Annotated in this window: 14 protein-coding genes; 5 read left to right on the top strand and 9 right to left on the bottom strand. The window is 53.2% G+C overall.

What is annotated here, in order from left to right:
• Positions 1 to 79: 79 nt before the first annotated feature.
• Positions 80 to 1,618 (bottom strand): C-3',4' desaturase CrtD, encoded by a 1,539-nt coding sequence (gene crtD / locus BST81_RS08245; protein WP_363079637.1) that lies wholly within the window; start codon positions 1,616 to 1,618, stop codon positions 80 to 82.
• 59 nt (positions 1,619 to 1,677) lie between these two features.
• Entirely contained in the window at positions 1,678 to 3,117 is a 1,440-nt protein-coding gene (locus BST81_RS08240; RefSeq protein WP_075598069.1) for a carotenoid oxygenase family protein, read from the bottom strand.
• A 111-nt stretch (positions 3,118 to 3,228) separates the two neighbouring features.
• On the opposite strand from BST81_RS08240, the gene BST81_RS08235 reads away from it, so the two are divergent.
• From BST81_RS08235 to BST81_RS08225, 3 genes are all read left to right on the top strand, one after another.
• Positions 3,229 to 3,759, top strand: coding sequence for a PadR family transcriptional regulator (locus BST81_RS08235; RefSeq protein WP_075598068.1), 531 nt, complete (start codon positions 3,229 to 3,231; stop codon positions 3,757 to 3,759).
• 40 nt (positions 3,760 to 3,799) lie between these two features.
• Positions 3,800 to 4,729: an alpha/beta fold hydrolase gene (locus BST81_RS08230; protein WP_075598067.1), complete on the top strand. Its 930-nt coding sequence runs from the start codon at positions 3,800 to 3,802 to the stop codon at positions 4,727 to 4,729.
• 234 nt (positions 4,730 to 4,963) lie between these two features.
• On the top strand, positions 4,964 to 5,830 hold the full coding sequence (locus BST81_RS08225; protein WP_075598066.1) for a hypothetical protein: 867 nt from the start codon (positions 4,964 to 4,966) through the stop codon (positions 5,828 to 5,830).
• A gap of 1 nt (position 5,831) precedes the next feature.
• On the opposite strand, the gene BST81_RS08220 is transcribed toward BST81_RS08225, so the two are convergent.
• The 5 genes from BST81_RS08220 to BST81_RS28425 form a co-directional block, all read right to left on the bottom strand.
• Positions 5,832 to 7,514, bottom strand: coding sequence for an ATP-binding protein (locus BST81_RS08220; RefSeq protein WP_216351261.1), 1,683 nt, complete (start codon positions 7,512 to 7,514; stop codon positions 5,832 to 5,834).
• Positions 7,515 to 7,872: 358 nt separating this feature from the next.
• Positions 7,873 to 8,331 carry a ubiquinol-cytochrome c reductase iron-sulfur subunit gene (locus tag BST81_RS08215; RefSeq protein WP_075598064.1) on the bottom strand — a complete coding sequence of 153 codons (459 nt, stop codon included), beginning with the start codon at positions 8,329 to 8,331 and terminating at the stop codon, positions 7,873 to 7,875.
• Between the two features lie 381 nt (positions 8,332 to 8,712).
• Positions 8,713 to 10,671, bottom strand: a complete 1,959-nt coding sequence (locus BST81_RS08210; protein ID WP_075598063.1) for an ATP-binding protein — start codon at positions 10,669 to 10,671, stop codon at positions 8,713 to 8,715.
• 116 nt (positions 10,672 to 10,787) lie between these two features.
• A complete protein-coding gene (locus tag BST81_RS08205) occupies positions 10,788 to 11,678 on the bottom strand; it encodes a substrate-binding domain-containing protein (protein ID WP_075598062.1) in 891 nt (296 codons plus the stop codon).
• 501 nt (positions 11,679 to 12,179) lie between these two features.
• Positions 12,180 to 12,446 (bottom strand): hypothetical protein, encoded by a 267-nt coding sequence (locus tag BST81_RS28425; protein ID WP_216351260.1) that lies wholly within the window; start codon positions 12,444 to 12,446, stop codon positions 12,180 to 12,182.
• A gap of 219 nt (positions 12,447 to 12,665) precedes the next feature.
• Here BST81_RS28425 and BST81_RS08190 point away from each other — a divergent pair, with 219 nt between their 5' ends.
• Together BST81_RS08190 and BST81_RS08185 are read left to right on the top strand one after the other, a co-directional pair.
• The gene (locus BST81_RS08190) at positions 12,666 to 13,562 is read left to right on the top strand and encodes a hypothetical protein (RefSeq protein WP_075598059.1); all 897 of its coding nucleotides are present in this window, start codon (positions 12,666 to 12,668) and stop codon (positions 13,560 to 13,562) included.
• A 157-nt stretch (positions 13,563 to 13,719) separates the two neighbouring features.
• Positions 13,720 to 15,558 carry a diguanylate cyclase gene (locus tag BST81_RS08185; RefSeq protein ID WP_171974697.1) on the top strand — a complete coding sequence of 613 codons (1,839 nt, stop codon included), beginning with the start codon at positions 13,720 to 13,722 and terminating at the stop codon, positions 15,556 to 15,558.
• Here BST81_RS08185 and BST81_RS08180 read toward each other — a convergent pair.
• Both BST81_RS08180 and BST81_RS08175 read right to left on the bottom strand, forming a co-directional pair.
• Entirely contained in the window at positions 15,538 to 18,237 is a 2,700-nt protein-coding gene (locus BST81_RS08180) for a CHAT domain-containing protein (protein WP_075598057.1), read from the bottom strand. The two genes, BST81_RS08185 and BST81_RS08180, sit on opposite strands and share 21 nt — an antisense overlap.
• Positions 18,234 to 20,723 carry a filamentous hemagglutinin N-terminal domain-containing protein gene (locus BST81_RS08175; RefSeq protein WP_075598056.1) on the bottom strand — a complete coding sequence of 830 codons (2,490 nt, stop codon included), beginning with the start codon at positions 20,721 to 20,723 and terminating at the stop codon, positions 18,234 to 18,236. Before BST81_RS08175 ends, BST81_RS08180 begins: the two co-directional genes overlap by 4 nt.
• Between the last annotated feature and the right edge of the window lie 97 nt (positions 20,724 to 20,820).

The following is a 20,820-nucleotide window of genomic DNA, read 5'->3' as shown; positions in this document are numbered from 1 at the left end:
CTTCCATACACAGGCCACATCAGCCGCAGCCTGTAAATTTTTATTTAGTTACTTTTCAATTTAGCGCTGCCTTCCGATTTCAGCAGTGAGGAGAGCCGTACAAGCAGAGTGAGGTTTGAGGGTGGATCCCAGCTTCAATCTGACGCACCACTGTCAGAGCCGAGTAACTGACCCCAGCAGTGCCTTCACCAGGATGGGTGGAGTCTCCCACCAGCCAGAGGCCAGGAATGGGCGTGCGGTTCGCAAAACCGAACGGACCGAAGGTGGAGACCCGCATGCCAATCCCACCAACGATCCCTCGATCTCGGCCCGTAAAGCGCTGGAAGCTTCTGGGTGTGGCCGCTTCCTGATGGCAGATCGTCTCCTCTGTGAGATGAAAGTACTGGCCCAATCGGGCGATCGCGGTCTCCGTATACTGCTGCTTCAGCACCTCATAATCGGCACATCGTTCCCAGGCCGCCGGATCGGTGAAAGAAGACGCCGTAATCGTGGCCCGACCCGCTGGAGCTCGGCCATCACCGGGATGGCTGACCGAAACGAAGAGGGAATTATTCTCCCCGATCGGTCCCTCATAGTCATAAAGGAACTGTAAATGGGGGGGGCAATTGGCAGGAATCGCCGTCTGGTCTACCCCGAGATAAACCACAAACGCACTGGACGCCGGAGGCAATTTCTCGACCCGGTGGGCATAGCCCACCGGAACCTGATCCCCCAGCAGTTGCACCAGATTTTGCACCGTAACATTCGCGATCACCTGATCAGCAGGTTCTGTCCAGATCTGCCCCGTTTTCTGGTTACGAATCACAATACCCGTTGCCCTGCCCTGCTCCACCTGAATCTGCTCCACCGTATGGCGCATCAGCAACCGTCCCCCGTCCCGCTCCAGGGCCGCCACCAGTCGATCGCTCAGGGTTTGCAGACTGCCCTGTAAATGGAACAGCCCCCGTGGAGACTGGGAAACACTCAGGGCTGTCGCTGCATAGAGCAGGGCCGTGGCCGCCGCATCCACCTGGGAATAGAGCTTCAGTTGCAAATCCAGGAACGTTTTCAGCCGTCGATCGGAGGCCAGTCCATACCCTCGCAAGGCATCCTCCACGGTGGAGAAAGTATGGGGCAGGGTCAGCAGCGTATCGGGACGCACCGCCTGGAACAGTTGCCAGAAATCCCACAGACTGCGGGGCGGCAAAACCGGATCACGCCCCTGGAACTCCCAACCAGCCTGAAACAGATCTGCTAGAAACCGCCAAAAGGGTTCGCTGCCGGGAAATTGCCGTTGTCGTTCCTGCCGCCAGCGTTCCGGATCGCGCCAGACCGAAATCGGTGTCGTTTCCCCAGGCAGGAAAACAGCACAGGCCGGATCACAAGGCGTCGCAGGTGGCAACTCCAGATCCAGATCAGCAAAGATCCGGTGGTGAATCCCACCAGGTTCCAGGCCAGCAACCTGAGTAGCCCCGACATCAAAGGTGAAACCCTGACGCTTAAAAGTTGAGGCACAGCCTCCTGGCACCAAAGCCTGATCCAGAACTAACACCGAATATCCCCGACGGGCTAATAGGGCCGCCGCTGTGAGGCCACCAATCCCAGCTCCAACAACCACGATCCGATGAGATGGATTCACGATGATAAATATTTACATTTCGCAACATATTCATCATAAATCGTTTCCTGGAATTAGGGTTAGCCTGCGCCCATCCAGGTGCCATGGAAGCCCAGGGGAATCACCTGAGGCAAGGCCAACCGACAGAGGGGACCTGCATCCCAGCGATCGGGGTCCAGCACCCAGACCTCACTGCTATTGCGGTTGCCATCATATACCACTGTCAGGACCCAGCCCTGCTCTGGGCGAGCTGGATCTGGAGCGAAGAGAGGCTCCATGGGATAGCAGCCGACCCCACAATCCAGTTCAGTCAGACGATGCGTCTGATGATCAAAGCGGGCGATCGCCCCAAACAAGTCTCGGTTGACCGCTGCCCCCCGACGATGGAGGGACAGATAGGTATAGCGCCAGGGTTGACCGACCTGACCAGGGTTGACCGAGGGAAACTCACAGGCCCGATCGACCACCTGAACCGCCTCCCGCACGGTTGCCGTTTGGGGATCCAGCACAATGCGCCAGAGGGTCCCAGGGGCCAGGGTCTGAGTCTGCCCAGTGGCCACTTCCTTCAGAAATTGATTGGTTTGAAAATCGGGATAACGGACCAGATCCAGCACCACCTGCCCCGACTCGTCCACAGCCCCATTGCCAAAGTGCCACTGATACCAGGGTTCCGTTTCCCCCCAACTGACCCCTGTTAATGTGTTGCGATCGACCACCAGAATCTGGGTTCCCCGTTCAGGCTGCCAGGTCAGCGCCTCCCCATAGCTGGTGAGCCGGGCCAGCACAGGCAGAGCATTCAGGTGCACAGGCGAGATCAGAAACACCAGATAGGGACCAGCCAGCACAAAGTCGTGAATCAGCGGTAGGCCATCCAGGGTGATGGTCCCCTGCTGCTGAATCCTGCCCGAACGATCGCTGCGATACAGGTGCAGGGTTCCAGTTTTTCCGAAACCAACGGCAAAGTTGAAGATCTCCCCGGTCTGGGGATCTCGCTTGGGATGGGCCGAGTACCCCTGAGCCCCAGACAGCCCTCCCAGATTGTCAGGACCGATCGTGTCCAGGGTTTGCAGATTCAGGGCATAGGGCCAGCCCCCTTCCCAGAGAGCCAGCAGTTTATCCGGCAATGCCAGCACAGACGTATTGGCGACATTTTTGGCCAGCCCCCGGCTAAACCGTTGCCAGAGAGGACCGGGAGGCGTCATCCCATAGCCCCCAAAGAGAAACTTTCCCGCTTTGGCTTCGGCCTGATAGCCCTGGGTTTGGACAAATCGATAGGTTCCGGTTACGCCACCTGCCGCAAAATGAATCGCCAGCATAGCCCCATCCCCATCAAACCAGTGGCCCACCCGTTGACCACCCAACTCCAGGCGGGCGGGACCATTGCGGTAGAGAGTCCCCCGTAACCCTGCAGGAATGGCACCGGACAACACCGGGAGAGCCGTTGCAGCAAATTCATCAGGGGTGTGCGTCACGGCTTTACCCCAGGTGTAAGTCTGGGGAGACTGTCCAAGACTGACCATAAAGCGCCTCCTGAGGAATCATTGCTGTTACAGTAGAGTTTATACGCAACTAGATTAGTATGCAAATAAAATACTATTCAACTAGTTTAATAATCAGATTAGATTCCCCCTATGGCACTGGCTCACGCAATTCTGGCCTTCCTATCGGAGCATCCCTGCAGCGGTTATGACCTGGCCAAGCAGTTTGGTGGCACCGTGGGCAACTTCTGGAAGGCCACCCACCAGCAAATCTATCGGGAGTTAGCCAAGCTGGAAACCGAGGGTTGGATCAGTGCCGAAGTTATTCAGCAGGCCAATCGCCCTGACAAAAAGCTCTATAGCGTCACCGAGGTTGGCCGACAGCAGTTAATTCAGTGGATTGGTGAGCCCGCTGAAGTGGCGGCTATTAAAGAGGATCTGCTGGTAAAAGTGTACGCCGGACATCTGGTTGAACCCCAGGTGATGATTCAAGAGTTACAGCGACATCGCCAGTTACACCTGGAAAAGCTCTCTGCTTATCAGGAAATTGAGCAGCAATATTTTCAGAACCCTCAGGATCTTCCGGCCATCCACAAATTTAGTTATCTGACTCTGCTCCGGGGCATTCATTACGAAGCAGATTACGTTGCCTGGTGTGATGAGGCCCTAGAATTGTTAAGATAAGTAAAGAGTTCCCTTCTTCATCCGATCTGCAGGATCCTCTATGACGATCGACACCCTCCCCCCATCAACACCCGCCAAAATCCATTCCGTCTGGACCTGGCAGGGGTTCCCCATCTGCTATCAGGCTCAAGGAGAAGCGGGTCCGGCAGTAGTTCTAATTCATGGTTTTGGGGCGTCCTCTGGGCACTGGCGGAAAAATCTACCCGTACTGGCCACCACCTGTCGAGTCTTTGCGATCGACCTGATTGGTTTCGGGGGTTCGGCCAAACCCACTCCTGGCCCCCTGGAACCGGGTCAGAAGATTGAATACACCTTTGCCACCTGGGGCCAGCAAATTGCTGATTTCTGCCGGGAAGTGGTTGGTGGGCCAGCTTTTCTGGTGGGTAACTCGATCGGCTGTATTGCGGCCATGCAGGCTGCCGTGGATGCCCCTGATGTAGCCCTGGGGGTCGCGCTGATCAACTGCTCCCTGCGCTTGCTGCACGATCGACGGCGGGCCGAACAACCCTGGTTGCAACAGGTGGGCACGCCCCTGCTGCAACGATTGCTGAAAATTCGGTGGGTGGGGCAGACCTTTTTCCATCAGATCGCCCGCTCTGAGACTGTCCGGAAAATTCTGTTGCAAGCCTATGCTCGACCGGATGCGGTCACCGATGAACTGGTCAATCTGCTGATGACGCCAGCCCTGGAGGATGGAGCTGCCGATGTGTTTCTGGCCTTCACCGGTTACTCCCAGGGACCACTCCCGGAAGACCTGCTGGCAGAATTGGCCTGCCCAGTTGTGATTCTCTGGGGTGCCCAGGATCCCTGGGAGCCGATCGCCTTGGGTCGCAGGCTGGCTGATTTTCCCTGTGTGCAACGCTTCATTCCCTTAGCGGGAGTGGGTCACTGTCCCCAGGATGAAGCACCAGAACTGGTCAACCCGGTGTTGCAAGACTGGATTGCAGACCAGGGGAAGCTGGAGCGCTAGGAGCACCCAACATCCTCCACAACTCTTCATCGCTTCTTCACACATCAGACAGGAATCGGTTTAAGATGAGAGGTGTTCCTGACTGTTGGACGTATCGACGCAGGGTTAGTTCAGATCTGTTCTGATTCATTCCGGCGTTGTGGGTAGAGTTGATGAGCGACATGCAGGCTGATTTCAGACCTGCCTCGGACTCTGTAAAGCCCTATTGTCACGTCATCAGTCACCTCATCAGTTATGTATACTCGAACTCAGTCTAAGCTCAGAAAGACTGCTCCTCCTTCCCATCTGCGAGTTCTCCCCTCTCCGGAAGTGATCTCGCAGCGAGCAACCGATCTGGCCCCCCTGATCAAAGCCATTCTGGACTTCAAACTGGGCCAGAGCGAGTATCCAGAGGCCCTGCTGGAGCAATACCCCCAGATTAAAAACTTGAATAGCTTCAGTAAACAGGTCACCACCCAGATGCTGCGGAGTAATAGCCGGTATCAGGGGTACAAAGTAGAAACAAAGAATTACCTGCTGAAGCCCAGCACCCTCTTTTTATTAGGGACGCTTTGCGGCAGTTTCGATTACATGAACACCAGCCCCCTCTACGGCTCTACGATTCTGGATATTGGCTGTGGAGCCCTGTCGCCCTACTGGGAAGAAAACAAACAGGACGATCTGATGGTTCAGTTTCTCAACGATCGTCCCCCGATTCGGGCAGAAGTCCTCCAGCTCCTGGGAGGTCGCATCACTGGCATAGAAACCCGACCTAACGCCAAGCCAGAATATGACTATCAGGTGAGTTATAAGCACCGGGTGATGCCTCTGGGGGAACTGGGTAGTTGGGCCAGCAACCTCAGTGATCGCTTTGACCTGATCACCTGTCTGGGGGTTCTCGATCGCTACGAATTCAGTCTCTGCTATCCCTCCCCCAGGGAACTCACCCGACTCTTCATGGGCCTGCGAAAAATTCTTTCGCCCCAGGGACTCCTCTATGCCGACATCCCCCTCATACCTGCCTCGCCAGCCCACCGACAGACCAATCAGCAGATTTTCCAGCAGGCGGGTTTACGGATCATCCATGCAGGATGTTGTTACGTCCTGGAAGCCACCCCATGAGCTAAGCCCTCTGGTGAATGGGAAGTTTAATCTGAAACTCAGTTCCCTGCCCTACTGTAGAAAAACAGCGCAGCATTCCATTGTGTTTACCCGTCACAATTTGATCACTAATAGCCAGTCCCAGACCTGTGCCCTTACCCGGTTCCTTCGTGGTGAAAAACGGATCAAATAGTTTTCTCTTCACCTCTTCCGTCATACCAGGGCCATTATCTGTGATGGTGACAATGACAAAGTTGCTATCCAATGTCTCAGTAAAAATCGTAATTTTGGGCATGGCCAACCTTTCTGAATTCGTTGCCATTGACCCATGGGCAGCCAGGGAGGCTACAGGCTGACGCACCCATGCCCCTTCTAACGCATCAATGGCATTGGCCAAAATATGCATAAAGACTTGATTGAGTTGCCCGGCATAGCACTCTACTAAAGGCAAATTGCCATAGTCTTTGATCACCTCAATCCGCTGCTGCATCCTCTCACCTCTGAGGCGATGCTGGAGCAACATTAAGGTACTGTTAATGCCCTCATGCAAATCAACCGGTTTCAATTCCGCTTCATCCAGACGGGAGAAGATCCGGAGTGACAACACAATCTGATGAATGCGTTCAGCCCCATGCCGCATGGACATCAGAATTTTGGGCAGATCTGTTCTAAAGAACTCCAGATCGATCGTGTCTAAATGCTCCTGAAGCTCAGGGCTGGGTTGGATATGTTCCTGTTGATAGCGGTGCAACAGATCCAGCAAGGTTTCCGTATAATTTTGTGCATAGTTGATGTTGCCATAGATGAACCCCACCGGATTGTTAATTTCGTGGGCAACACCAGCCACCATTTGACCCAGACTAGACATTTTCTCTTGGTGAATGAGATGGGACTGAGCAATACTCAACTCCTTCAATGTTTTTTCCAGTTCCAGGGTCTGATATTTATAGTTTTTCTCAGAATCCTGCAGGGCCTCGTGCTGGTGCCGAATTAATCGATCGGCGCGTTTCACAATCCAAAACAGCCCCCCATAAAGCCCCCCCAGGATAAGAATAATCCCCAGCACCACATACCTTTGCGCCTGCCCCAATTGCTCAATTAAAGGCGTCACATCGCTATACAGTTCAAAAACCCCGGCAATTTGGTTGTTTGCCCGGTGATCATAGACAGGAATGTAGCTTGATAAGAGTTTGCGTTCCTGATTGGCGTTCCCCAATTGGATTAGCGTATTTGTATGATCTAAGCGCTTATTCTCTAATTCAGTGCTGACCTGCCCAGTCAGCGCCCTCTGAAAGGACTCTGAAGCACTTTTATCCTGACCAATCTGATCAGTTTGGGTGGAAAAGATCGTCTGCCCTTTTTTATTAAAGACTTTAATTTTGACTACCGACAGGCCCTGCATCTGGGTTTTAGCCGCCTGTCGAATTTTTTCGATCGCCCCGTGTTGACGTAGCTCATCAACCGTGAGCGCCTCACTTTCCAGCAAAAAAAGTTCCAGTTCTGACCACAATGAGTTGGAAAATGATGTTGCCAAGGTCACATTCTGTTGCTCACCCAAAGCAACGATATCAGTCATCACTCGCTCATAGTAGAAAGTAGCCAACAACACTATTGCCAGAGCAAAAGCAACCAGGCTCGCAACAGTGTAATAGCGAATCAGCCTGAAAGGTCGCTTCTTGGACTGGAATCCAAAAAGTCGAATCATAAGTCGCAACCTTTTCATGAGTTTGGATCCATGCAAAGACAGGCAGACCTGAACTGAGCCATAGCCAGGCAGGGTTCCCTGACTCATCTGATCATCAGGCAGTCAGGGAACTCTGCCTAATTAGGAATATCTCTCATGTAAGATTAGCGCCCGAATATAAAATTTTTGTGGACATCCCAACTGGCCAAACCAGAAGTCCCATGGAAGCAAGGAGCGATTCAGCCCAGGGTTGGAAAGTCTAGTGTTCCGTCAGGAAAATTTTGACGGGTCGAAGACCCGCAAAATTTAACCCCAATCAACAACCTGGATTTTGGCTGACCGTCAATCATTGATTGACTCGACACCCTATTGGAGGATGTCACGCTTTAACCAGCACCGTATCCCCTTCCACTTTCGCCAGGAAAGTCTTCAAAGGCTTTTTAGCCGGTGCTCGCTTGACCGTGCCATCAGGATTAAACGTTGAAGCATGGCAGGGACAGTCAAAGGCAGTCTGGTCTTTTTTCCAACTCACCGCACAGCCTGCGTGGGTACAGACGGACGAAACTGCCCGCACAGTCTCTGGCTGCTTGGGATCTCGCACAACCAGGATTGGCCCCCCAGCAAATTGCTTATCTTCAATAAACCCCGCTTCATCCAGTTTTGCGATCGTTCCCACCACCACAAACCCATCGCCACGAGGAGAACTGCCCGCACTGGAAGCAGGGGAAGCAGAATTGGTGGATTCAGTCGTACTGGAATTGCAAGCCACGATCGCCACCGGCAGAGAGCTTGCCAAAACACCTACACCTACCCAGGAGAGAAATTCACGTCGTTCCATAATCTGAAGGAAGTCCGATAAAGGGTCAACTCATAGCATTTATCCTACACAATCTTGCCCATAGTCCCTGCTGTGCCCATGGGGTTCAACCTGGATTAAGCTTTCCCTCGTCCCAGGGACTCCTCTATGCCGACATCCCCCTCATACCTGCCTCGCCAGCCCACCGACAGACCAATCAGCAGATTTTCCAGCAGGCGGGTTTACGGATCATTCACACAGGATGTTGTTACGTCCTGGAAGTCACCCCATGAGCTAAGCCCTCTGGTGAATGGGAAGTTTAATCTGAAACTCAGTTCCCTGCCCCACTGTAGAAAACCAGCGCAGCATTCCATAATTTGATAACTAATAGCTAGTCCCAATCCCTTACTCTTACCCTTATCCTTACACCAGATACTGTTGCTGTATTGGGATTTCGATCATGAACTTTGTGCCTGCTCCCGGTGTTGAATCACAGTAGAGTTTGCCCTTATGTTTTTCAATGATGATTTGATAGCTAATGGAGAGCCCTAAACCAGTGCCTTTGCCGACGGGCTTGGTGGTGAAAAACGGTTCGAAGAGGCGCGAACTCACCGCTTCGGCAATCCCTTTACCATTATCCGCGATGGTGATTTTGACTTGATTGCGATCGCCAATTTCCGTATGAATCCAAATGCTATTCGGGTTATGCTCAATATCCTGAAAGGTGCGATGCTGATTCGAGTCTTCGAGAGCATCAATGGCATTGCCAAGCAGATTCATAAACACTTGGTTGAGTTGTCCGGCATAGCATTCCACCTTTGGCAGATCGCCGTACTGTTTATTGACTTGAATCGCCGGACGCTTTGCGGTGGCCTGAAGCCGATGCCGCAAAATCAGCAGGGTATTATCAATACCTTCATGGATATCCACCGCTTTGAATTCTGATTCATCCAAGCGCGAGAAGTTGCGTAACGAGAGCACAATTTCGCGAATGCGCTCGGAACCCACTTGCATCGATTGCACAATGTTGGCAATATCTTTCGTTAGAAAGTCCAAATCGACAGCGTCTAAATCAGCTTGTAGTGCTGCGGGGGGCTGGGGATAGTGATGTTGATAGGAAGCAAGGATATGGAGCAAGTCTTGTGTATATTGCTCCACAAACGTCAAGTTGCCATGAATAAAGTTGACTGGGTTGTTAATCTCATGGGCCACACCGGCCACCAGTTGCCCCAATGCTGACATCTTTTCGCTTTGTACCATTTGGCTCTGAGTACGGTGCAGTTCTTCCAGGGTGTTTTGCAGGCGGTGCAAGTTTTGCTGCAAGTGCTGATCGCGGGTTGTCAACTGTTCTGCCATGGTATTGAACCCTTGTGCCAGACTCCCCACTTCATCCTGGTGATTGACCGGAATCCGAATGGTTAAGTCACCCTGAGCCAATTGTTGGGTGACTTGAGTCAACCGTTGAATGCGGCGGCTAAGCGCTTGGGTAACCCGCAACCCTAAGAGCATCACCCCAACAACCAAGGCACCTCCGAGCAGCCCAAACCCACCCACCACCCACCACAACCGTTGCTCTGCTTGCTCTGTCTGTATGATTGATTTGAGCACAGCAATTTTAAGCGTTGTCTGCCCAAAGCCTGATACCTCAATTGTTTTGAACAAGTAAGGGTGATCGGCAATGGTGATGCGGATGGGCAGTGCATCTACCTGGGGGATGGGCAAAGGTTGATGGCGATCCAACGGTAGGGTCGAAGCGGTGACCCGATCTCTCTGCAAGGCAACCAGATGCATGGAGGAATTGCCACGAATGTCTTGGAGGAATTGATCATCAATCCCAACACCGAGAATTAAGGTTGCCAAAATTTGAGTCGCAGATTTGATCGAGATGAGACTCACCAAAGCTGATGGCGCTGCGTTGTCTGCCAGCAAAATGCCCGATAGTTCCAGCCCGGTTTGAGCAGTAGCCAAGATCGTCCCATCCTGTAATTTAGCCTGCTCTAGGGATCGCTGCTGCGACAACAATACCGTTTGCCCTGTGGGGTTAACGACTTTGATCAAATCGAGTTCTAAGGCGGCTTGGATGGGTAATAGGGTGCGCAGCAGGCGGGGGCGATCGCTCGCTGCAATCGCCTTGATCACATTGGATTCCTCACTCACCCAACGGGTCTTTAATCTCAGTAAATTTTGTTTTTGCTGTAAATCCTGTTGCACCAAAATGGCCAGATCAATAGTCTCTTTGCGCGCCGTTTGTTCTAAATTGCTCCGTGCAAAAAAGCCAACCCCCAAGGTTCCCGCCGTCCATAGGGTGAGGAAGAGGATCAGGGGCGGAGACAGCAGCTTAACCGAAACCGGAAGTTTTGCATACCTGGTACGAACGAACATACGGTTTTAGATATTGAAGTTTGATGGCTGGAGCAATACAAATTGCTCCAGCACAGTCAATTTGGGTTGATTCAAGAGGGTCTTAAGCTTTAGGTAGATGGCATTGCAAGATGGTGTTATTGGTTTTGAGATCCTGTGATTGGGCTGATTGCCGCAAAGCCTGCCTGCTCAAGAACCGCAATTCCAGGTTCGCCAGAAATGTAGCTGATGAAGGATTGCGTCGCTTGGGACGCCTTTTTATTCCAGACAATAGTGATCGTGCGGTACATGGGATACTGGCCCGTTTTCATATTTTCTGGCGTGGGGGCAATATTATTCAAACTGAGGCGGTTCACCGGCAAGTTATGGGAAATGGCATGAGCCAAAGAAAATGCCCCGATGCTGTAGGGCGTACTTTGGATTGTCTGGATCAGTTCTCCCTCTTTGCGCAACACCACCGCATTGGGAGCATTCTGCAATTCTTTGCCTAGGTAATGTTTACGCAGTAAGCGTTTGGCCGATTCATCTTCGGGGCGATCAAGCACTACAATTTCAGCATCGGGGCCTCCCAGTTGGCGCCAGTTAGTAACGCTACCGCTATAAATCGCCTTGAGGTTTGCCGTCGTTAGATTCTTAACCCCGGTCACACTGGGATGGGTGGCAACCAACAACGCATCACGGGCGACCTCGCGGGATTCTAAGCCGCTGCCCAGATCTTCGGGCTTTAAACTTTTAGAAAGAACTCCGATATCGATCAGGCCCTGTTTGACTCCCGCGACGATATTTTCCGACTGCCCAGGTTCGAGCAGGGTAATTTGCCCGGTTTTAGCTCTGGCTTCGTAAGCGGCTGTCATGGTTCTCAGGAAATCGACTGTACTGCTAGAACCTCCAGCTTTGATCGCAGCTTGGGGATTAGGGGCTACGGTCGCGGTCGTCGGAGCGGAGGGAGCGGTGGTGTTGGTGGAGCAACTGGGAAGGGCGATCAGGGAGACCACGCCTAAAGCTATGATGGCAATATTCTTTTTCATATCTCACAAATATTTTTTGTCTAGGATGCAAGTTAAATGTTCCCTAACCGTTTGGAAAATTGCACACATGAGTTGGAAAATGATGTTGCCAGAGCCACATTCTGTTGCTCACCCAAAGCAACGATATCAGTCATCACTCGCTCATAGTAGAACGTAGCCAACAATGCAGTTGCCAGCACAAAAGCAACCAGGCTCGCAACAGTATAATAGCGAATCAGCCTGAAAGGTCGCTTCTTGGACTGGAATCCAAAAAGTCGAATCATAAGTCGCAACCTTTTCATGAGTTTGGATCCATGCAGAGACAGGAAGACCTGAACTGAGCCATAGCCAGGCAGGGTTCCCTAACTCGTCTGATCATCGAGCAGTCAGAGGACTCTACCTAATTAGAAATACCTCTCATGTAAGATTAGCGCCCGAATATAAAATTTTTGTGGACATCACAACCTGGCCGAACCATAGCCCCATGGAAGCGAGGGACAATTCAGCCCAGGGTTGAATTGTCTAGTTCAGGACTACTGAAAGATCCACACTCTTGCTTCGGCAATGCTTATCTTCAATGAACTCTGCTTCATCCAGTTTTGAGATCGTTCCCACCGCCACAACCCCATCGCCACGAGGAAAACTACCTGCACTGGAAGCAGGGGAAACTGTCTCTTCCGCTTCCCTCCCTCGTGCCCCGGCTCTGCCGGGGTGCCCTCCCCTCTGGGGCACAACCACCTGGGTTAATCTGCGACAGGGACAACGCTCGATCTCACGGACCTGGAGCATCGAGCGAGATCCCTTGCCCAAGCTCTTTACCTTCCCAAAATGAATAGTCCCTGCTGTGCCCATGGGGTTCAACCTGGGTTGAGCTTTCCCTGGTGATCAACTGGCTCTCCGGTGACATGGGCAGCCCTTCTGTCCAATGGTTATTTTATGAACCTCATGCAATCATTTGATAACACGCACATCCCTGATTCATCAATTAACAAGACACCATGAACACTAATGATCTCTGACGAATACCTCTATCGGATTAATAGCCGGGAACAAATAACTCGTTGGGTAATAGCATTGCGTTTTTTTCGCTTCATTCGTGCGAGTGGCGGTTCGCTGAATGACAGCGATTTGTTAGAAGTTCGACTGCGTTGTACGGATGCGGCAGAACGAGCACAACTGCTTGCAAAACTGGATGTGCCTCCCGATATCATACTGCCCTCTGTGGTCACCATTAACGGCGTCCGCGTCTCAGTTGCCCTCGTTCCAGATGGCATGGTACTGATGGTCTCAGATGCCATCGACCCTTATACCGTCAGTGATGCCGCTGTCATGGCTGCTCAAAAGGTTGAGGAAAAACTTGTACCCCTTACGCCATGGCTGGTTGATCCCCCTGAAATCACATCCGGCTGCATCTGCCCCCAGCGTTATCCTGAATTCTGGCCACCCCGTTTTCAATATAGTTGGCCCCTACAATGGCATCTTGTTTTTTTATTGCTTCCAGTGGCAGCCTTCTTCTTCTTGCTGGCCTCCTTCGTGGATGAGTTGCTGTGGATGCTCAACATTGTTTGTGCCTTGTTGGGACTGCTGGTGCTCACGGGTGCTATCGCTGGCATGGTAAAAACTACAATCACCGTTGATGCCTATGGTGATTTCGTTCTGCAACACCACCTCTTTATTTTTACCCTCTTCCGACAGCAATTTGCGGCACAGGATATCGTACAGGTTGAACTGAAAACAATACCGGTGGAAGTGGCCCCAGGTAGGCATCCACGCTACACCCATGCCCTTCGCCTCGTACACCGTCATGGCGTGCAGCCGATCCATCAGGACGATGACATCATGGTTCTTGAAAAACCAGCGAAAAAACTGGCCGACGTGTCAGGTTACCCCCTGGTGTATAGATGATGGTGTTAGGAGCATAGATTAAATAGCCTGGGAACCTGGAACAGAAAATTTGGTCAATTCAGTGAGTTTTTGCGGTCACAAGGGGTAAGGTGAGACTATCTGAAACTTCGCGTGGGTTGGAATGGACTGGGCTGGGATGACATGGACGATCGAACCAATGAGATGGCTTGGTGACTTCGGCACCAACGATCTCACCCTGGCGCTCACCAGTGGGATATTGTTTGCTTTCAGCAGCCTCTTGATTAGCCGATGCTTGCATCAGTCTCAAGCCCAACCCAAAGCTCCGGAATCCCTGAATATCTTTACAGACCATCCGCTCCATCCCTCCACGCAAGAGGTTCTGCCAGATCCATCGGAGCCTGATGGGTTTATCGCCTATCACTGGGAAGTGACGGATACCGGGGAATTAAAAACGATTGTGATTAGCCCGGATGCTCTGGTGGCAGAATCCCCAGTGCCCCCCCTGGAGATCCCCCCTCAACCTGAATCTGTTCAAGACCAGACTCCCCATATTTTGATGGTGGATGATGATACGGTCACCATTCAAGTTTTAAAGCAATTCCTCAAGTTTCATAACTATACCCTCTCCTCTGCCCTGGATGGGAAAGAGGCACTGGCCATGCTGGAGCGAGGATTTTTGCCGGACCTCATTTTACTGAATGTGGATATGCCGGGAGCTGTGGATGATGACGTGTTGTCAATCATTCGAAAACAGTTTAGTGCCGATCGATTGCCCGTGATTTTGATCAGCTCCCATAATCAATTTGAAGACATCAGAGTTGCTCTGGAACAGGGAGCCAATGATTATTTGAGCAAACCCATCATTAAAGATGAGTTACTGGCCTGTATTCATACGCACCTGCAAAACCAGCAGTTAAAACAGGAAGCCCATCGCTTAATTGTGGCCCATGAAAAGCAACTCTCTCAATTCCTCGAAGCTCTACCTGTGGGAGTTTCCGTGCATAAGCCGGATGGCTCCATTTTCTATTTCAATCAGATGGCTCAATATCTGCTTTTCCAGGGAACCCATCCAAACGTGACCGTGGAGCAGTTCTCTTCAACCTACCAGATTTATCAAATTGGGACAGAGACCCTCTATCCCAGTTCCGAACTTCCTGTGGCTAGAGCCTTACAGGGAGAATGCGTGATTGTGGAAGATTTGGAAATTCGCCGTGGTGCGAACTCCATCCTTCTGGAAGTGAGGGGAACACCCGTTTTTGACGAAATGGGCACCGTGATCTACGCACTGGTGACGTTTCAGGATATTACCGAGCGAAAACGGGCTGAGCGGATTTTGTCAGATTATTCCCATGAACTGGAGTTGGAAGTCAGTCAGCGCACCCTCCAACTGGCTGAGGCCAATACCCGGTTGCAAACTGAGATCCAGGAACGGAAGCAGGTAGAGCAGGCATTGCATGTGGCCAATCAGGAATTACAACGACTTGTGCATGTGGATGGGCTGACTCAAGTGGCAAACCGCCGCTGCTTTGATGAACGGGTGCAGTGGGAATGGCAACGCTTAATCCGGGAGGAACAGCCCCTGGCCTTGATTTTGTTTGATGTGGACTATTTCAAACGCTACAACGATTGCTATGGCCACCAAGCCGGAGATACCTGTCTGCGGCAAGTGGCCCAGACCACTGCACAGGTGGTCAATCGTCCCGCAGATCTGGTGGCCCGCTACGGGGGAGAAGAATTTGCGGTCATTCTTCCCTGCACTGATCCAACAGGGGCGATCGCAGTGGCGGAGAACATTCGACAGGCTATCCAATCCCTGGCCATCCCCCACTCGCAATCTGACATCAGCCCGTATCTCACGGTCAGTCTGGGCATCAGTTGCATCATACCGACCCTGGGCAGTTCCGCTGAGACGCTGATCAGTTGCGCCGATCGGGCGCTCTATACCGCCAAACAGCAGGGACGAAATCGCTATGCCAGCACTTTCTGGAGCAATGATGGGTCACTTCAGGCTGACCTACAACCAGCTCCCCAATAACACATAGGGGGCCCAGTAACGGGGATGACGATAGCTAGGGTTTTTCAAGAGAAGACGCTGGGCCTGACGTAAGGCATCAGCACTGCTACCCGTCCCCTTCACCAGAGCCTCATAGAAGTAGCGAATAAAAACCGCCCCCGACTGATCATCCACGCTCCAAAGGGAAGCCAGGGTTCTGCGGGTACCGGACTGAACTGCAACGCCCGCCAGACCCAGCGCAGCTCGCTCATCTCCAGCAGCAGTTTCGCAGGCACTCAAGACCAGCAGATCGATCGCTTGGTTTTTGGTTTGCAACAAATTGCGTAACTCATTTACGTTCAACCGACCATCCCAGGTCAGAATGAAGGTTTGGTCCACAGTTGAACCAAACTGGCCGTGGGTGGCCAGATGCACGATCGAAAAGGGAGCAGCCTGCACCAGGGTCTGTAAGTTTTTCTTCGTAAAGGTTTCATTCAGCAGCACCTGACTGGGCATGAGAGATTGGATGGTTTGAATTTCTGGGGCCACATTGACCAGTTCCGGAAATCCCTGTCGAGCCTGGGTTAAGCCGACCAGCAGGGCATTGAACTGTTTTTCCTTCAGCGGAGACGGGGCGAGTAAGGTTAATCCGGGAGCCAGGGCGACCGCATAGCGCTCAATTAAATACTGCCGACCATTGTAGAGGGCCGCCATCGGCACATTCCGCAGGTTTCCATCCAGCACAAAGACCAGGGTTTTGATCTGGGCCTGACTCAGGTGCTGGTCGATCGGTTGAATCAGCCAGCGCTCCAGTTGTTGAGACAACTGTTTTCCCTGAGGCGAGGTATAGGGCTTTTCCCACTCTCGTCTCAAGCGGTCCACGACCTCCGTCACCTGATCCTGAGTCACATCAACGGTATAGGACAACAGTTCATTAGGAAGACTCACAATCACTGCCAGCCGATCGGGCAGCATGATGGGATAGAGGATGGCAGCATCATGCACCTGGGCAATCTGGTCAATGGCCACGGGTTGCAGACAATTGCTCCCCAGAAAGTTGGTCAGCTCAGCCAAGCGGAACGATTCCAGCACCTGACGGGCTTCAATCAAATTCGCCGCATTCCCATGGGGGACTTCAGCCGTTCTGCGGGTGGAAAATTGACCCGACGGTACCAGTAAGTCAATATAATCCCGATAAACGGGTTCAACCTGCTCTCGAAAGTTGAACTGGATTTCAGGATTGACTGCGATCAGGTCCTGTCGCAGGGACTTCAGGTTTTCATAAGCCTGGGCAAATGCAACCCGTGCCAGTTGGGGTTGATGTTGCCGCCGCAGAATTCTCCCCAGTTGCCATTCCCACTGGTAAGTAATGTCAGGCGCAGTCATATTTTGCGCCACCAGTAGGGCCTGTTCAGTAGAGGTCTGGGCTCTGGTCCAGGCATCAACCTGTTCATACACCTTCCCCTGATAACCCAGGGCATAGGATTCCGCCCGTGGATCTCTCAGGCTCCTGGCAGCAGCAAGGGCAGCTTCTAACTCTGGCAAAATTTCCTGGGCGTCGATCGACCGAACCTGCAGGAGTTTAATTAAGCTCTGAGACAGATGCAGACGGGCGTAGAGACTGGCATGACTGATCGGTAGCCGCTGCACCTGTTCCCGCAGGGGCGGCACCAGGGAGGGGGCGATCGTCCATTGCTGCCGATCGAGGGTGAGGGCCAACTGATTCAGGCCAGCCTGCAGATGGGTGAGGGCATCGCTGCCCATTTTCTGAGCCTGCTGATAGCAGGCGATCGCCCGATCCAGTTGGCGATCGGCCCAGGCCGTATTTCCCAGACTGAGCAGCATGGTTGCAACTAAATCAGGCTCCTGTAGGCGCTGAGCTATACCAAGAGCATCCTCCAAAACCTGTTGTGAACTTAAAGGAGTATTCACCTGAGCCAGGTTCACTCCCCCCGTCAACCGCAGGATGTTCCCCAGATGGAGCAAGCCCATTGCCTTCAAGCGGGAGTCAGGCTCCTGAATCAACGTTTGATACACCTGCAGCAAGATGGCCTGAGCCTGCCGATAGAAGCCCAGAGATTGTTGTGCCTGGGCCAGGTTAATCAAACTGCCGAGGCGACCCGTTTTCTGACCTGCACGGGTATAAAGATCAGCCGCCCGTTGCCAGGACCGTATCGCCTGTTCAGACTGGCCCTGATTCAATTGGGAGAGTCCCTGAATGTTCCAGAGCTGGGCCAGCAGCAGGCCCGATCGGGACGTTTCGGTAGCAGGTTCCAGCAGGGCAAAGCTCCTGGAAATAACTGCCTGAGCAGGTTCCCATTGCCGTAAAGCCTGGTAAGCCTGGGCCATCTGATTCAGCACCATGGCCTGTCCCAGTCGATCGCCCTGCCCCTGATATCGATCAACCGCCTGTTGCCAGAGGGCGATCGCATCCTGGTAACGACCCGCCTGGTAGAGGGCCATCCCCTCTTGCACCTGGGTCGTTGCCTGGGAGTCATTGGCCTGAGCTAATTCCATCGGGACAGCCACCTGCAGGTCCGCCAGGGGGAGTCCTAGAGGCGGGCGAGAGAGCGCCGCCCCGGTCGGATTCCGGGCCTCCGGAGCCACAGGGGGATGGGCCAGCAGGGGATGGGGCAGACCTAGCAAGAGGACACAGCACCAGGTCAGCAGAAAGAGACTCAACCGCCTGAGGAAATAAGGCTGGGGCGATCGGGGCCTCATGGTGCCCCCTCCTGATTGGAGGGACGGGCCAAGGATCTGGAGCAGGCAATCCTTGCAATCCTGGGAGACCCATTCCCTCCGGGTTGTGGGGGTCCGGATAGCCAGGGGTCATCCCCCAACCCATAGAGTTGTAGGTCCTGCCAGAACAGGTCCCGACTGAGGGGATCCGCCGGGCTTGGCGGGAGGCCACCCCGTCCGGCATTGACAAACCGACCCGACTGCTGAGAACCAGGGGAACCACAACCCTGCGCAATCTGCTGGGTCGCATCTAGCAGATCTACCGGCAGGTTTACCAGCCCCCGCTGGGGATCGGTATTGGGGGTATTCAGATCCACCTGGCCATCAGCCCCAAATTCAGAACTGGCCGTGATATCACTAAACGGCGTCAGTTGATTGCCAAATTTCAGACCGAGTACAGCCTGACTGGTAATCCGCAGGTTGCCCCCCTTGCCAAACAACGCATTGGCGGTGATATCACTATTCTCAAACGGATTGGCCACCACAAAAGTAGCTGTGATCTGCACATTGCCCCCATCCCCCGTCCCGCCAGCGGTAGCAGAGATGGTGCTATTGCGGCGCAAGAGCAAAACATTATTGATCTGGAGATTGATATTCCCGCCATTGCTGTTAGCTGTTTCGGCTGAAATAAAGGCATTGCGATCGAGGGTCAAATTCCCAGCCTGAATTGCCACATTCCCCCCAATACCACGGCCCAAACTATTCACGGCAATCCCTGCCCCATCCTGAATCAAAACCGTTTGCGGGTCGATGATGACATTACCGCTGTTGCCCCTGGAATTAGGGGTCGTTCCAGCAAACAACCCCGTCCCTGTCCCAGAGAGGATAACCTGATCCGATAGCCGCAGCTCAATATTGCCAGCAGGGCCACTGTTTCTGGCCACCGTAAAAACTCTTCCCCCATTCGAGAGGAGCAAGGACTTTCCTGTGATCAGGATATCGCCCCCAGAGCCAGAGCCAGAGCTATTCGCTTCCAAAAAGACCCCATCAAGGATCACAACCCCACTGCTAATCAACAATCGTCCGGCTGGGGCTGGACCCCCCGTAGAAACGTTAATCCTCCCAGCTCCCTGGATCGTAACGGCTTCAGGGGCAGTCAGGATGACATTGCCACCCTGACCCTGGCCACCCGCGACAGAAATGCTGTCATTACTGTCCAGAAAATTAACCGTGAGGGTTGGATAGCCCGCCAGGGGTTGAATCACAATATTCCCTGCCGGAGCAGGTCCACCGACCGTTCCGGCAAAGAGCCCTGACGGTGGACCAGGGGGCAGGTTAAAGTTCCCTGAAATATTAATCACATTAGCCTGCACCAAAATATCACCACCCCGACCCAAGGCATCGGGTAGAACTGTTGTTGTCACTCTACTACCATCAACATTCAGCATCGGGGTGGTAACTGCCAGATCGCCACCCTGCCCAGAACCAGCGCGGGTTTCTACGGCCAGCAAGCTTTGACTCAGGTTGACTGAATCCGCTGCGTCGATCGTCAAGGTTCCCCCTGGTCCAGAACCAAAGGTAATGGCTCGCCAGACGCTGGAATTCTGCAGGGTTAGCCGTTGGGTATTGACTATCACCAATCCCCCTGCACCACTACTGCGGGTTTCTGTCGTCATCCGGCTGCTATTAAAGGTGGTTGTCTGGGACGTGGTGATTCTGACATCCCCGGATCGACCCGCACCGCTGGTGGTGGTGAACAGGTTAGACCCATTCAGGGCTAACAGATTCGCTGCCGTCAGCACAATATCACCGCCCCCCTGGGGATGGTTGGTACTGTTGGTGGTGATCTGGGTGTTATCCAGCAAGACATTAGCCGGAGACTCGATAGTGATGGTCCCCAGGGTAGGGCCATTGCTGGTCACCGTGAGGGAAGCATTCTGGACTTGGAGCAGATCGGACGATCTCAGGATCAGATCTCGACCGGCCTGCAGTTGTCCCTGGCTCCGTAGGGTCCCTGCCACGAGCACCAGATCCTGGCCCGTCCTGAGTTGCCCCTGGTTGAAAATCGTGGCCATCGGCGCACTGGACCCAAACTGCATACCGGGTATGATGCTGACGGTGAGCAGGGGCGGAGCCTGGGGATGGGTGGCACTGAATTCGCTCCCATCCGCAAACTTCAGTCGATCGGCAGTCGTGGCCACAAAAGAGCCCGTGATATCCAGGCGAGCATTGGGGCCAAAGTAAATTCCATTCGGGTTGATCAGAAACAGGCTGGCTGGCCCAGCCACCCCCAGGGTGCCCAGAATATTGGAAGGGTTGCCACCGGTCACACGGGTGACGATCGCCTGAATGTCTGCCGGGTTGGCAAAATAGACACGCTCCAGATCGCCCACATTAAACTGCGAGAAGCTGTGGAAGAGATTGCTCCCCCGTAGGGTGCCCCCATCAATGCGCAGGGCAGGTTGCCCTTTAAGGATCACATTTGGGGTCAGGCTGGATTGCCCTGGACCCAGGGTAGAATCGGGCACAATTTGGGCCTGCCCTGGGCAGGGGAGTTGTAGTGCTAAGAGTCCGACACCTATCAGTCCGCTCCCCCTCACAACAAGGCTTCTGGAGAGATGGACC

The sequence above is a fragment of the Leptolyngbya sp. 'hensonii' genome (assembly GCF_001939115.1).
Classification (GTDB): Bacteria; Cyanobacteriota; Cyanobacteriia.
This window is presented reverse-complemented; position numbering and strand designations above follow the sequence as displayed.

What these genes read in the sequence shown, in the direction of transcription:
- BST81_RS08240 (WP_075598069.1), bottom strand. Translation starts at nt 3,117, where the DNA reads ATGGTCAGTCTTGGACAGTCTCCCCAGACTTACACCTGGGGTAAAGCC.
- BST81_RS08215 (WP_075598064.1), bottom strand. Translation starts at nt 8,331, where the DNA reads ATGGAACGACGTGAATTTCTCTCCTGGGTAGGTGTAGGTGTTTTGGCA.
- BST81_RS08180 (WP_075598057.1), bottom strand. Translation starts at nt 18,237, where the DNA reads ATGAGGCCCCGATCGCCCCAGCCTTATTTCCTCAGGCGGTTGAGTCTC.
- BST81_RS08230 (WP_075598067.1), top strand. Translation starts at nt 3,800, where the DNA reads ATGACGATCGACACCCTCCCCCCATCAACACCCGCCAAAATCCATTCC.
- BST81_RS28425 (WP_216351260.1), bottom strand. Translation starts at nt 12,446, where the DNA reads ATGCTCCAGGTCCGTGAGATCGAGCGTTGTCCCTGTCGCAGATTAACC.
- BST81_RS08220 (WP_216351261.1), bottom strand. Translation starts at nt 7,514, where the DNA reads ATGATTCGACTTTTTGGATTCCAGTCCAAGAAGCGACCTTTCAGGCTG.
- BST81_RS08185 (WP_171974697.1), top strand. Translation starts at nt 13,720, where the DNA reads ATGAGATGGCTTGGTGACTTCGGCACCAACGATCTCACCCTGGCGCTC.
- BST81_RS08225 (WP_075598066.1), top strand. Translation starts at nt 4,964, where the DNA reads ATGTATACTCGAACTCAGTCTAAGCTCAGAAAGACTGCTCCTCCTTCC.
- BST81_RS08205 (WP_075598062.1), bottom strand. Translation starts at nt 11,678, where the DNA reads ATGAAAAAGAATATTGCCATCATAGCTTTAGGCGTGGTCTCCCTGATC.
- BST81_RS08190 (WP_075598059.1), top strand. Translation starts at nt 12,666, where the DNA reads ATGATCTCTGACGAATACCTCTATCGGATTAATAGCCGGGAACAAATA.
- BST81_RS08210 (WP_075598063.1), bottom strand. Translation starts at nt 10,671, where the DNA reads ATGTTCGTTCGTACCAGGTATGCAAAACTTCCGGTTTCGGTTAAGCTG.
- BST81_RS08235 (WP_075598068.1), top strand. Translation starts at nt 3,229, where the DNA reads ATGGCACTGGCTCACGCAATTCTGGCCTTCCTATCGGAGCATCCCTGC.